At 44.8% G+C, this 12,656-nt stretch carries 10 protein-coding genes; 2 read left to right on the top strand and 8 right to left on the bottom strand.

What is annotated here, in order from left to right; all coding sequences use genetic code 11:
- Window positions 1-16 precede the first annotated feature (16 nt).
- A complete protein-coding gene (locus MHB71_RS07395) occupies window positions 17-742 on the bottom strand; it encodes an ATP-binding cassette domain-containing protein (RefSeq protein WP_036613671.1) in 726 nt (241 codons plus the stop codon).
- A gap of 83 nt (window positions 743-825) precedes the next feature.
- Window positions 826-2,016, bottom strand: coding sequence for an MFS transporter (locus MHB71_RS07390; protein ID WP_340029188.1), 1,191 nt, complete (start codon window positions 2,014-2,016; stop codon window positions 826-828).
- Window positions 2,017-2,396: 380 nt separating this feature from the next.
- Here MHB71_RS07390 and MHB71_RS07385 point away from each other — a divergent pair, with 380 nt between their 5' ends.
- Complete coding sequence (locus tag MHB71_RS07385; protein WP_340029187.1) at window positions 2,397-3,317, top strand: helix-turn-helix domain-containing protein; 921 nt, start codon at window positions 2,397-2,399, stop codon at window positions 3,315-3,317.
- A gap of 49 nt (window positions 3,318-3,366) precedes the next feature.
- Entirely contained in the window at window positions 3,367-4,131 is a 765-nt protein-coding gene (locus MHB71_RS07380) for an HAD family hydrolase (RefSeq protein ID WP_036613669.1), read from the top strand.
- A 35-nt stretch (window positions 4,132-4,166) separates the two neighbouring features.
- Here MHB71_RS07380 and MHB71_RS07375 read toward each other — a convergent pair whose 3' ends face one another.
- The 6 genes from MHB71_RS07375 to lpdA form a co-directional block, all read right to left on the bottom strand.
- The gene (locus MHB71_RS07375; protein WP_340029186.1) at window positions 4,167-6,506 is read right to left on the bottom strand and encodes a DNA topoisomerase 3; all 2,340 of its coding nucleotides are present in this window, start codon (window positions 6,504-6,506) and stop codon (window positions 4,167-4,169) included.
- Between the two features lie 125 nt (window positions 6,507-6,631).
- Complete coding sequence (locus MHB71_RS07370) at window positions 6,632-7,123, bottom strand: Fur family transcriptional regulator (RefSeq protein WP_036613667.1); 492 nt, start codon at window positions 7,121-7,123, stop codon at window positions 6,632-6,634.
- 230 nt (window positions 7,124-7,353) lie between these two features.
- The gene (locus tag MHB71_RS07365) at window positions 7,354-8,841 is read right to left on the bottom strand and encodes a glutamate synthase subunit beta (protein WP_036673826.1); all 1,488 of its coding nucleotides are present in this window, start codon (window positions 8,839-8,841) and stop codon (window positions 7,354-7,356) included.
- A gap of 617 nt (window positions 8,842-9,458) precedes the next feature.
- On the bottom strand, window positions 9,459-9,947 hold the full coding sequence (locus MHB71_RS07360; RefSeq protein WP_076250241.1) for a dihydrofolate reductase: 489 nt from the start codon (window positions 9,945-9,947) through the stop codon (window positions 9,459-9,461).
- Between the two features lie 50 nt (window positions 9,948-9,997).
- Window positions 9,998-10,792 (bottom strand): thymidylate synthase, encoded by a 795-nt coding sequence (gene thyA, locus MHB71_RS07355; RefSeq protein ID WP_036613661.1) that lies wholly within the window; start codon window positions 10,790-10,792, stop codon window positions 9,998-10,000.
- Between the two features lie 447 nt (window positions 10,793-11,239).
- Window positions 11,240-12,655 (bottom strand): dihydrolipoyl dehydrogenase, encoded by a 1,416-nt coding sequence (gene lpdA / locus MHB71_RS07350; protein ID WP_036613658.1) that lies wholly within the window; start codon window positions 12,653-12,655, stop codon window positions 11,240-11,242.
- Window position 12,656 lies beyond the last annotated feature (1 nt).

Genomic DNA, 12,656 nt, shown 5'->3' with positions numbered 1-12,656 from the left:
CACTCTTTTCAATAGTTTAAATCTGGTTTTTTTCTTGCTGTGTCAGTCTTCGTCCACGAATATCAAAAGCAATCTTACCTTCTGCCAATCCCCAGATCCGTGTGGCATGTTTCTCAGCAAGCTCAATAGGCAGTACTGCAATGACTGTTGCACGTTCTTCTTCACATAATTTTCGCAGCGTTTCCAGCACCGAATCTGCTGTGTGAGGGTCAAGACCAATCACTGGTTCATCCGCCAAAACGACTTTGGCACCATGAGCAAGTGCTCTTGCAATAGCAACACGCTGCTTCTCGCCACCACTGAGCTTCTCTGCTATTTGATGTGCTTTATCAAGTAATCCCAATCCTTCGAGATAATCCATAGCACCCATATAATCATCGGAACGTACCATACCGGTTACCATTCTCCATACGGGAGTCTGACCCGATCGTCCGATTAATACATTTTTAAGAGCCGTACGTCTGGGAAATAATTCTGGATTCTGTTCCAAGTATGCCCATTCCCGTTTGATTTTCCGTTTTCCAGACCAGCCTTCTTTCAAAATCTCGGCGCCATCCACCGTAAACCGGCCTGAATCCCATTTTTCCATCATGGCCAAACATTTAAGCAACATGCTTTTACCGCTACCGCTTGAGCCAACTACAGCTATCATTTCACCCTGTTGCATATCAAATCGAATATCCCGTAGAACGGGAACGCGGTCCACGCCAACGGATTTACTCAAGTTCTCTACTCTGATCATCGCGATGTCTCCTCTTGTCCATGTTTTTCCCTACCACTAGTGTACTCGGAAATGGACATCAATTTCCATGCGAACACCAGCTTCTATTTTAACACAGATTCGAACTCAGGTTTACGACGAAATAATATACCTGCCAAGCCGAAAAGAAGGTACAGGATTCCGAGCAAGGTGAACATGCTTCCGGGTGAAATCCAGTTGATCATCTGACCACCCAGATTCGGCCCAATAATACTTCCAATCGTGAAATGAAAAGACGCCACGACGTTGGCTGCAGGCAGCAACACTTTAGGCAGAATATCTGCGGCATAGGCCAGGCCCAGTGAGAAAAAGGAGCCGACCAGGCCGCCTGCGATTGTTAACAATACAAGCGTCCACCAGAAATGCGTACCTGCCACTGGAACCAGCATGAAGATGATTCCCCCGCTGATGCCCGCAAACATCAATATCTTCTTCCGCCCATATCGGTCACTCAACATTCCGAGAGGTAATTGAAGGAACAAACCTCCAATCCCGATAAAAGGAAGCAACGACGAAATCTGATTGGTATCGAATCCAATACGTAGCCCATAAACGGGGAAGTTACTATTCATACCCGCTTCCATATATCCGTATAAGAGTGCTGGTAAAAGTGCATACCAGGCCCATGCCAGACTACGACGGAAGCGACGTTCAGGCAGTTGGCCATGCTCTGCTTTTTCCGGTTTTGTATCCGGAAGCTTCATTAATACCAGTATAAGCACTGCTGCTATACAGATGAACAAGACCCAGAAAGGGACAGCATCACCGAAGCCAAGCAGCTTAATTCCCAGCGGTCCAATACTGAAGCCCAGCCCGTAGGACATGCCATATAGTGATATGTAGCGTCCACGCTTTTCAGGTGCAGTAACAAGTAGCACCCAGAGCTGAGCCGCATAATGAAGTGCGCTATCTCCTATTCCAACGATCAGACGCAATATGAACCATATTTTAATATCTGGAAAATACGGAAATAGTATTAAAGGGACCATGACTAATATCAGGCCACCTACAATCAACTTTTTGAAACCGAATGCACCCAGTAGTCTCTCCGCAACGAGAGTCATGGCAAAAGAGCCAATGTACAACGCGGCGGCGTTTAATCCGTTTAAACCTGGTGAAACCCCTTTTTGCTCCAAAAAAATCGAAAGCACAGGTAGCAAAAGCCCCTGACTTATTCCCGCCACCACAATAACCGTAATCAAAATGAGATAGTTGGCTGTCGAGTGTGATAGTTTGGGACGAGTAATCGATGACACGAATTCATTCCTCCTGCGAGCACACAAAGAAAAATCGCCATCGCTGACGACTTTTGTATGGTATACATATGGTTTTAAACTGCTATTCTTGAATCAGGGCTTTGCCCCGGACTTGAACATTATAGTGGACAACGCCCTGCAAAACAAGCCATAATAGAGGTTGTTCAAAAAGTTCACTTTTGATTACGAATCATGCCTAGTGGCATCATCAGCTTCGAAGATGAATTTCAGCCGAAATGTCCGTTGCTCACGTAGTTTTCCTACGCTCCGCTACTCCATTTCCATCTTCTTGGTACTGAAAACCAGACTTTTTGAACACGCACTAATCGTACTTAAGTCGCTGCGTACATTTAGATGTGACGGGAGGATTCTGCAACATTATGGCTTATCATGTGAAAATTGATGTTTCACCGATATATGAAATGCTTAACAGCTTTCTGGTTTATGTCACGAAAAAATGGATTCAGCATCTGGATATTGGTCCTGAATGGATTCTGGAAGTGGAAGGCAAACTAAGTTCCAATGTACGAGCTGCGCTCGCACCTGCTGCCACTTGGCCTTTTGATGATTTTGATGTTTTGTTTGCATGGGCAGCCTATCAAAATGATACATCGGAGAATCGAGATTTCCTCGACATGCTTGCCGGAATGACAGTGGAAGACCTGTTTGCACGTGTGTCTCCTCTTCTGCCCGCTCTTACAATAGAAGAATCTACGCGCATTCGGAACAGTTATGTCCCATTATTGCGACTATGGGATGAACACTACTGTCAGAATATGAGCGAAGATCAGCGTGTGTGGCTGGAAGAAGATGCCGAAGAAAAACGCATTTTGCTTGATAAAATGGGCTCTGAACTGCTTATTGAATATGCTACAGCGGGCGTTCTTGTTGAACCGATGCCTGGACTGAACGAAGTCATCCTCTTCCCAACGGTGCACAATCGTCCTATTAATATGTACTGCTTCTATGAGGGTATGATGATCATGCAGTATCCCGTAGATGCACCTGAAGAGAACGAAGACCAGCCACCAACATGTCTTTTACGTTTCACCCATGCGCTGGCTGATCCCGAAAGACTTCGCCTGCTTCGTTACGTATCGGATGAACCCAAATCCCTCGCTGAGATGTGTGAAGAATTGGGTAAAGACGAAGACACGGTCAAAGACCAGGTTATGGCGCTACGCATCGCAGGTCTGCTACGGACCCATCTGCTCGGAAGTAACCGTAAAGAGAAATACAGTATTCGGCCGGATGGCGTATCTGAATTAAATATGTTCCTGGAATCCTATATTCGCATTTAATTTAGTTGAACCATTGTGGATTTACTGGCTACAAGGAGTGAGTTAGATCATGAAAATAATGAAACAACATATTTTGTTTGACCTTGATGATACACTCGTATATTGCAACAAGTACTTCAACCTGATTTTGGGAGAATTCTTTGAGAATATGCAAGAGTGGTTTGATGGACATTCTCTGACAACACAAGAGATTCGGGAAAAACAGCTGGAGATCGATGTAACCGGAGTGAACAAGCTTGGTTTTGCGAGTCATCATTTCCCGCAATCCCTGATTGATACCTACCGTTATTTCTCCGGCAAGTTCGCCAGATTAACCTCTCCCAGAGAAGAGTCTTATCTGAGTAAATTGGGTATGAGTGTGTACGATCAGGAGGTTGAACCCTACCCTCATATGGTTGAAACGCTTGAGAATCTCAAAGGTGCTGGACATTCCCTCTACTTATATACGGGCGGCGAAACCGTGATCCAGCAGCGCAAGATTGATCAGATGAAACTCTCGGCTTATTTTGATGATCGGATCTATATCCGACAACACAAAAACGTCGAGGCACTGGAAGGCATTCTGTCTAACGGTCCGTTTGATCGTCGTGCAACTTGGATGATTGGCAACTCACTACGCACAGATATTATGCCTGCTGTAAAAGCCGGAATTCACAGCATTTATATCAAACAACCGAATGAATGGCAATACAATATCGTAGAACTTCAGCCTAATCCGGAAACGTCGATGTATACCATCACTGCACTGGAAGAGGTCCCTAAAGTCATACACGAAAATATACAGCAGCAGCAACAGAAAAGGACCCTTGGTTAAGGGTCCTTTTGCTGTATGTTAACTGTTAACTAAGATCAAGCATCCTGCTTCTCGCCAGATAATTTGCCTGTTACTACGTCCTGCAAAATAATACGCGCTTTCACCGTACTCCCGTCTTTTCGTTTGAAAGACAGCACTTGTGTACTGCCCTTCTCAATCAGCGATTTTAACATCGTACTGGTGATTTTTTTGCCCGCATACTCTTTCCAGACCACAAACGAACAGCCTTCCTTGAAACGTGAGCATCCATAACCCTTCTTGCCCTCTATAATCTGACCCGAGCAGCCGGGAGAAGGGCAAGGTGCCAGTAACTCTCTCACTCCAGATGAGCTCGCACTTGAGGACGGCGCCTTGGTGGTCGTGCTTTTCCCACTGCCAACTCTCGATGAAGATGCCGTAGCCTGACGAGACGTTTTTACAGTTGAACCGCCACTAGCCATCTTGGCAGATGTCCTTGTATTCCCGGCCTGCGTTCTGGCTCCCTTGCCTTTTCCCCTACCTCCACGCGAATCTTCCCCAAAAGCATCTGCTGGTGCCGGGGCTTGTACACGCACTTTCTCAATGATGGACAAGGTGAATTTCTTAACGTTCTCCATGAACTTGTCCTGACCCGCCTCACCTTTGGAAATCTGATATAACCTTCTTTCCCATTGCCCGGTCATCTCAGGTGAAGTTAACAGATCTACACCCGCGCGACGAATCAACTCAATAGCCGTTCTGCCTTTGAGCGTTAACTGCATTTTCTTCCCTTGCAGCGTAATGTAACCTACGTTTTTGAGACGCTCAATTGTAGCCGCACGTGTAGCCGGAGTACCCAGACCACTATCTTTCATCGCATCTCGCAGCTCTTCATTCTCGATCTGCTTGCCTGCACTCTCCATCGCTTTCAGCAATGTTCCCTCGGTATAACTTTTGGGAGGCTGGGTCGCCTTCTCCTTGAACTCACTCTTCGTACATTGAACAGGCAATTCAGGTTGTACAGCAAAAGCCTTGTCCGTCCACTCTTCAGCTTCCTCTTCCTCATTGCCGTTTTTCTTGGTCTTTTTCTTGCCTGCAGCCCCCTGTTCCTGATCTCCAGAACCGAGAACCACTTTCCATCCGAGGGACAACAGCTCTTTGACAGATGTCTTAAACTGATGTTTCTCCACTTCGGTGAGCACGGTATGTTGCTTATACTCCGCCGGAGGATAAAAGTGAGACAAGAAACGTCTTACAATCAAATCATAGATGTTCTGCTCATCCTTGGATAAGGTACCTGGTCGCTTCAAAGTAGGTAGGATCGCATGGTGATCCTCAACCCTACTCGGATTACATACCCCTTTATTATTCTTATGAACAAGCTCTGGCTTGGCCCCTTGCGCAAGCTCACTATAGGTACCATTTTTAAGCAGGTTTAGTGTTTTGTGCATACCTTCAATATTCTGTTCTGTAACATAGTTGGAGTTTGTCCGCGGATACGAAATTACCTTGTGTTTTTCGTACAAGGCCTGTGCAATATCCAGTGTTTTTTTGGCTCCATATCCAAACTTGGCATTGGCTTCACGCTGTAAAAGGGTCAGGTCATACAAACGATACGGATACTCCTTCGTCTGCTTTGCTTCGTATTTGGTAATCTGCCCTGTCTTGCCCTTCACACTGGCTGCAATGGCCTCTGCTGCCTCCGCATCGGTCAACTTATCTCCCTGACGCAGTCCCCGGTACTCAACACCTTCCTGCCGAAACCAGGCGGCTACTTCATAAAAGGTCTGTGACTGGAACGCTTCAATCTCGATTTCACGATCGTAGATTAGCGCGAGTACCGGCGTCTGCACACGGCCTACAGACAACAATGCATTATGGCGGGTTGTAAACGCCCGTGAGGCATTCATCCCGATCAGCCAATCGGCTTCACTTCTGGCGCGAGCAGCATGGGTCAGATTTTCAAATTCAGAGGCATCCTTCAGACCATCAAAACCACGTCTAATGCTCTCTGCCGTCAAATCCGATATCCATAAACGCTTTACAGGCTGACGCAGCTTCAATTGCTGTTGTATGAGGGCGAAAATGTACTGACCTTCTCTCCCTGCATCGCAAGCATTAACGATCGCTGAAGCCCGTTTTGCCAGTTCTCCAATCATTTTAAGCTGATCTTTAGTCCTCGGATTGGGTACAATCTTGAACTGATCGGGTATGATCGGGAGGTCCGCTATATTCCAGCGTTTGTACTTTGTATCATAGGCATCCGGTTCAGCCAGTCCAAGCAAATGCCCTATCGCCCAAGTGATGATGTAATGTTCACCCTCCAGATACGTGCGATTGTTCTTGGCCTTTGGTTCTATGACGGCGGCAATGGTTCGACCCATGTCGGGTTTTTCCGCTATAACCAGTGTCTTCATCCGTCCATCTCTCCTCCTTCACCGTCCGCATGACGGCAAAAAGGGGCATTCCGCCGACGGAAGCCCCTTGCTTCTGAAACTCATTATATCAGATTTTGGATTCGGGAGCACCTTCCCGAAATGAATTATCCTGCTGCCTGTTCCTTTAATACATGCTTTTGTCTGCACTCTTTGCATACTCCTTGGAAATCCAGACGATGATCCGTAACAGCAAAGCCATACTGACGCTCGATTTGTTGTTCCAAACGAAGCAGACCATCTTCCATAATCTCTTCCACTTTACCACATTCTGTACAGATCAAATGATGGTGGTGATGGGAACCGTCTGTACTTCGCAGATCAAAGCGCGCAGCGCCGTCACCAAAGTTAATCTTTTCAACGACCTGAAGGTCACTCAGCAGTTCGAGAGTGCGGTATACGGTAGCCAATCCAATCTCAGGGAACTGCTCCTTAACCAGCAGAAATACTTCCTCTGCGCTAAAATGATCCTTTTCATGTTCAAGCAATACACGTACAGTAACTTCCCGTTGTTGTGTTAACTTATATCCTTTTTCAACCAATTGATTTTTAATGTGAAAGATCTGTTCTGAAATGGACTTGTCCCGGTTACTTGCCATAGCAGGTCGCACCTCCGATTTATATTCATTGAAATTTACTTTTATCGTACAGATTCATGGTTTCAGTTAATCCTTATTTATAATCATTATAATATAATAATAAATCTTTATCACTTAAAAAGCAATGATATTGCTCACACTTACATGAAATATGTAGTCAAATTGGTTAAAATAACAGCAAACAACCCTCGCTGATCGCGAAGGTTGTCATTGATATCTTATTCTATACTTTACACCAGAACCGAAGCACCCATCAAGTATTTGTCCACTTCACGAGCAGCCTCACGGCCTTCATTAATCGCCCATACAACCAAGCTTTGACCACGACGCATGTCACCTGCTGCAAATACTTTATCCACATTGGTGTTGTATTTGCCGTAACGTGCCTTAACGTTTGTGCGACGATCTGTTGCAAGTCCCAGTTGCTCTACCAACGTTTGTTCCGGTCCATCAAAACCAATGGCAATCATGGCCATCTGAGCCGGGAATACACGCTCTGTACCTGGAATCGGCTGATAAATCTTGCGACCAGTCTCATCCACAATACGCTCGATCTGTACTGTATGCAATTCTTTGAGGTTCCCCTCATCATCTCCGACAAATTTCGTTGTCATGATGGAGAACTCACGCGGATCTTGACCAAACAACGCTTTGGCTTCCTCTTGCGCATAATCAAGTGTGTATACGTTCGGGAATTGTGGCCAAGGATTATTAATGCGATCACGCTCCATAGGCGCTTGTGTATGCGTACCGAATTGAGTGATCGTACGACAACCATGGCGCAGCGATGTAGCCACACAGTCAGATCCTGTATCACCGCCACCAATGACGATAATATCTTTATCTTTAGCGGACAGATATTGACCATCTTCCAGATTGGAGTCCAGATAACTCTTAATACTGCCATTCAGGAAATCCATTGCGTAATGAACGCCTTTTAAGTCGCTGCCTTCAATATTGAATTCACGCGGCTTCGTTGCACCACCGCACAATACAACAGCGTCATATTCATCCACCAGTTGTTGTGCTGCTATATCTTTACCAATCTCGGTGTTCGTAATGAATTGAATGCCTTCTGCTTCGAGCAGATCAACACGACGTTGAACTACGTTTTTATCCAATTTCATCGTTGGGATACCGTACATCAGCAATCCGCCGACACGATCCGAACGCTCATATACGGTTACCGAGTGTCCTGCTTTATTTAACTGAGCGGCAGTAGCTAATCCCGCTGGACCTGAACCTACCACAGCTACACGTTTACCCGTACGTTTTTCAGGAGGTTGGGGAACGACCCATCCTTCTTCGAAACCTTTTTCAATAATTGCTTCTTCAATCGTTTTGATGGTTACAGGCTGACCAATTAAGCCAACTGTACATGATCCTTCGCAAGGAGCTGGACAGACGCGACCTGTAAACTCTGGGAAATTATTCGTTTTGTGAAGGCGCTCAAGTGCTTCTCTCCACAATCCGCGATATACAAGATTATTCCATTCTGGAATCAGGTTATGCACGGGGCAACCTGACGTGCCACCAATCATATCTATACCTGTATGGCAATACGGGGTACCACAATCCATGCATCGTGCACCTTGTGTTCTGAGCTCTTCTTCAGCCATGTGTTTATGAAACTCTTCCCAATCCTTAATCCGCTCCGCTGGCTCACGATCTGTTGGCAGTTGACGTTTGTATTCCATAAATCCAGTAGGTGTAGACATCTTACGTTTTCCCCCATCCGTTCTTGTCTTAATCCCTTCATGTGCATGGTTCTATATGAAATGGATTACTCATTACTTGAGTTTTTGTCTATTGTATCACAAAATCTTCTCGAAGATATTTCAATTATAGTAGCATTTACTGTGCTGAATATTAAATGGATTATCCGCATAATTATTTGTATTTTATACATCATATCTTTCAAGTCTACCCATGGTCAATACCCTTATTTTGGTGTTAAATGTGGTTTTGAACTGCGAAATCTGGCTTGTGTTAAAGAAATAAAAGGTCGAAACGTTAAGTGAATGTCAGATAATTTGTCATCAAATTCAACATATTTTGCTATAAATCGTTCTCAATTCCGAATATCAGACCTGTTTTAGGGCTTCACAACGTTAAAACCTCAAAACTTTTACACTTTTTTACTGTTTAATGCTTGGCCGTATGTATAATATACATAAATTCCAATTACTTATGTCATATTAATGTTATATGTATTCCAGTTTAAACAAGTGACTCATTTTTTTTATAAAGAAAAGACGCTGTTCACGAATATTTCGTAATCAGCGCCCTCTCATCATACAAATACGACCGAAGTCAGGAATTTCTTATGCCATATTTACCGTTTACGTTCGTAAAATTCGAATGTATACGCATGAACATTTTTCTCATCCTGTTCGCCTTCAATCTGTTCAATCAGTTCCCATTCGGACCAATCCACTTCAGGGAAAAACGTATCTCCCTCAAAATTCTCATGAATTTTGGTCACCACAAGACGATCTGCAAGTGGCAGGAACTCACGATACACTTGGGAACCCCCAATTACGCACAGTTCCTCACCTTTGGTTACACTCAGACCCTCCTCAATCGTATGTACGACTTCAGCCTGTTCCACCTTGTAGTTCAGATCTCTTGTCACTACGATATTACGCCGCTGAGGAAGCGGCTTACCGCCAAAAGATTCCCACGTGTTACGCCCCATGATAATTGTTTTGTTCAGCGTACGTTGTTTGAAAAAGGCCATATCCTTGGGTAAACGCCATGGAATCGAATTATTTAATCCGATCACACCGTTCTCCCCCATTGCCCATACCAATTCAATACTCAAGGGTAATACACTCCTTCAATCCAAGTCTCTTGTCGAGATTGAACACATAATTAGACTGCAATTGGAGCTTTAATGCCCGGATGATGCTGATAGTTCTCAAACTCGAAATCTTCAAACTTATAATCAAAAATAGAATCCGGTTTACGTTTGATTACCAGCTTAGGTAAAGCATAAGGTTCACGCTCCAACTGCGTTTTGACCTGGTCGACATGGTTAGAGTAGATGTGAACATCCCCTCCAGACCAGATGAAATCACCCACCTCAAGATCACATTGCTGAGCGATCATATGAGTCAAGAGCGCATAACTCGCGATGTTAAACGGCAACCCGAGGAACGTATCCACAGAACGCATCGTAAGCATACATGATAATTTACCCTCTGCAACGTAAAACTGAAACGCAAAATGACAAGGTGGAAGCTTCATATTGTTGATCTCAGCCACATTCCATGCGCTGACAAGGTGACGACGTGAATCCGGATTATTTTTAATCGAATCAATGACTGCGGCGATCTGATCAATTTTTTCTCCGTTCGGCGCTTCCCATGTGCGCCACTGCGAGCCGTATACCGGACCGAGATCCCCATTTTCGTCCGCCCAATCGTCCCAGATCTTCACACCGTTTTCTTTCAGATAAGATATATTGGTATCGCCACTCAAAAACCACAACAGTTCATGAATAACCGATTTGAGATGAATTCGTTTGGTTGTTACCAGTGGAAACCCTTCGGAGAGATCATAACGGAGCTGTCTGCCAAATACAGATTGTGTTCCTGTTCCTGTACGGTCTCCTTTATGCACGCCGTTGTTCAGAATATCCTGCAATAAATCGAGATAGTTTTTCATGTTGATATCCCCTCACTAAAGAATATTTACACTTACCACTCCGATGACAGAACAACCTTCCGATCGCTGTTATCCCCAGATTTTTTTGATTTCCTTTTCAAAAGGTAAAATCCGGGGATAAAGGCGAACACTCCGCTTCTTCAGGTTCTTTCTGTCCTCTACGTTCTCGTGTAAAAGATTAGTTTAACTTCAATACTAATTACATAGATCGTGATTGGCTTTAAGCCACATCACGACTGATCATTACTACAGTGTACCACAATTGCGTTGTTGGATAAAATCAATTCAGGGAAACTTTTGAGCGTGTAACTTTTCATCACATCATACACACTAGCATCTTGAATTTCTCAGCTTTTGCTCAGAAAAAAAGAGACGAATAACGCGTTAACGTCATTCGTCTCTTCTGATATACGTATAATGCCGGACGGATCCGAAGCTTAGATGATCTTAACGGGAGATGATGTGGATCGGGTGACCCATAACCAATTCCGCAGCTTCCATCACGATTTCGCCCAAAGTTGGGTGAGCGTGAATTGTGAGAGCCAGATCTTCCAATGTAGCGCCCATCTCAATTGCCAAACCAAGCTCAGCAATCAGGTTGGAAGCTTCCAGACCTACGATTTGGCAACCCAATACAAGGCCGCTTTCTTCGTCAGCTACGATTTTCACGAAGCCTTCAGCGTGGTTCAAAGATACAGCACGGCCGTTACCCGCATAAGGGAACTTGCCTGCTTTTACTTTGTAACCTTTTTCTTTAGCTTCTTTTTCAGTGTAACCTACGCTGGAACACTCTGGATCTGTGAACACAACAGCTGGCATACATTTGTAGTCAACTACAGATGGTTGTCCTGCGATTGCTTCAGCAGCCACTTTACCTTCATAAGAAGCTTTGTGCGCCAGAGCCAAGCCAGATACGATGTCACCGATAGCAAAGATGTGAGGAATGCTGGTACGACCTTGGTGGTCAACTTTGACAAATCCACGCTCGTCAACGTCAACACCAATCATGTCGAGACCCAGTTCTCCATCTGTGTTTGGACGACGTCCAACAGTTACCAGCAGGTAATCTGCAGTTACTTCTTTGGACTCACCATTTACAGAGTACTTAACAGTTACATCTTTATCCGTTTGCTCAGCACTTTCAGCTTTTGCACCCGTTACGATTTCGATGCCTGTTTTCTTCATGTTTTTAGCCACGAGGCTAGTCATGTCTTTATCGAAACCTGGCAGTACTGTATCCAAACCTTCGATGATTGTTACTTTTGCACCGAATTTGGAGTACATTTGACCAAGCTCAGCACCGATATATCCGCCACCGATAACGATCATGCTTTTTGGTACTTCAGGCAAGTTCAGAGCTTCTGTCGAAGACAGAATGCGTCCGCCAAACGGGAAAGGTTTCAGTTCGATTGGACGGGAACCTGTTGCAATAATTGCATTTTTAAATTTGTAACGTGGAGACTCGTGGTCATTGAATACACGAGCTTCGTTTTCGTTGATGAACATGCACTCACCGTTGAAAACTTCAACTTTATTGCCTTTGAGCAAACCAGCTACGCCGCCAGTCATTTTCTTAACAACGCCGTTTTTGAACTCTTGAGTTTTGCTGAAGTCCACTTTTACGTTCTCAGCAGAGATACCAAAAGCTTCACCGTGAAGTGCAGACTCATATTGGTGTGCAGCAGAGATCAGGGCTTTGGATGGAATACATCCACGGTTCAAACAAACACCGCCCAGTTCGGATTTGTCTACGATCAATACGCTTTGGCCCAGTTGAGCAGCGCGGATGGCAGCTACATAGCCGCCAGGACCCGCACCAATTACTAATGTGTCGATATTGAGAGAAGCGTCGCCTACTACCATA

It is taken from the genome of Paenibacillus sp. FSL H7-0940 (assembly GCF_037979415.1).
GTDB lineage: Bacteria > Bacillota > Bacilli > Paenibacillales > Paenibacillaceae > Paenibacillus > Paenibacillus amylolyticus.
This window is presented reverse-complemented; position numbering and strand designations above follow the sequence as displayed.

Excerpts from the sequence above, each read along its gene's own strand:
- MHB71_RS07370 (WP_036613667.1), bottom strand. The coding sequence starts at position 7,123 with ATGGCAAGTAACCGGGACAAGTCCATTTCAGAACAGATCTTTCACATT.
- lpdA (WP_036613658.1), bottom strand. The coding sequence starts at position 12,655 with ATGGTAGTAGGCGACGCTTCTCTCAATATCGACACATTAGTAATTGGT.
- MHB71_RS07385 (WP_340029187.1), top strand. The coding sequence starts at position 2,397 with ATGGCTTATCATGTGAAAATTGATGTTTCACCGATATATGAAATGCTT.
- MHB71_RS07395 (WP_036613671.1), bottom strand. The coding sequence starts at position 742 with ATGATCAGAGTAGAGAACTTGAGTAAATCCGTTGGCGTGGACCGCGTT.
- MHB71_RS07375 (WP_340029186.1), bottom strand. The coding sequence starts at position 6,506 with ATGAAGACACTGGTTATAGCGGAAAAACCCGACATGGGTCGAACCATT.
- MHB71_RS07365 (WP_036673826.1), bottom strand. The coding sequence starts at position 8,841 with ATGTCTACACCTACTGGATTTATGGAATACAAACGTCAACTGCCAACA.
- thyA (WP_036613661.1), bottom strand. The coding sequence starts at position 10,792 with ATGAAAAACTATCTCGATTTATTGCAGGATATTCTGAACAACGGCGTG.
- MHB71_RS07380 (WP_036613669.1), top strand. The coding sequence starts at position 3,367 with ATGAAAATAATGAAACAACATATTTTGTTTGACCTTGATGATACACTC.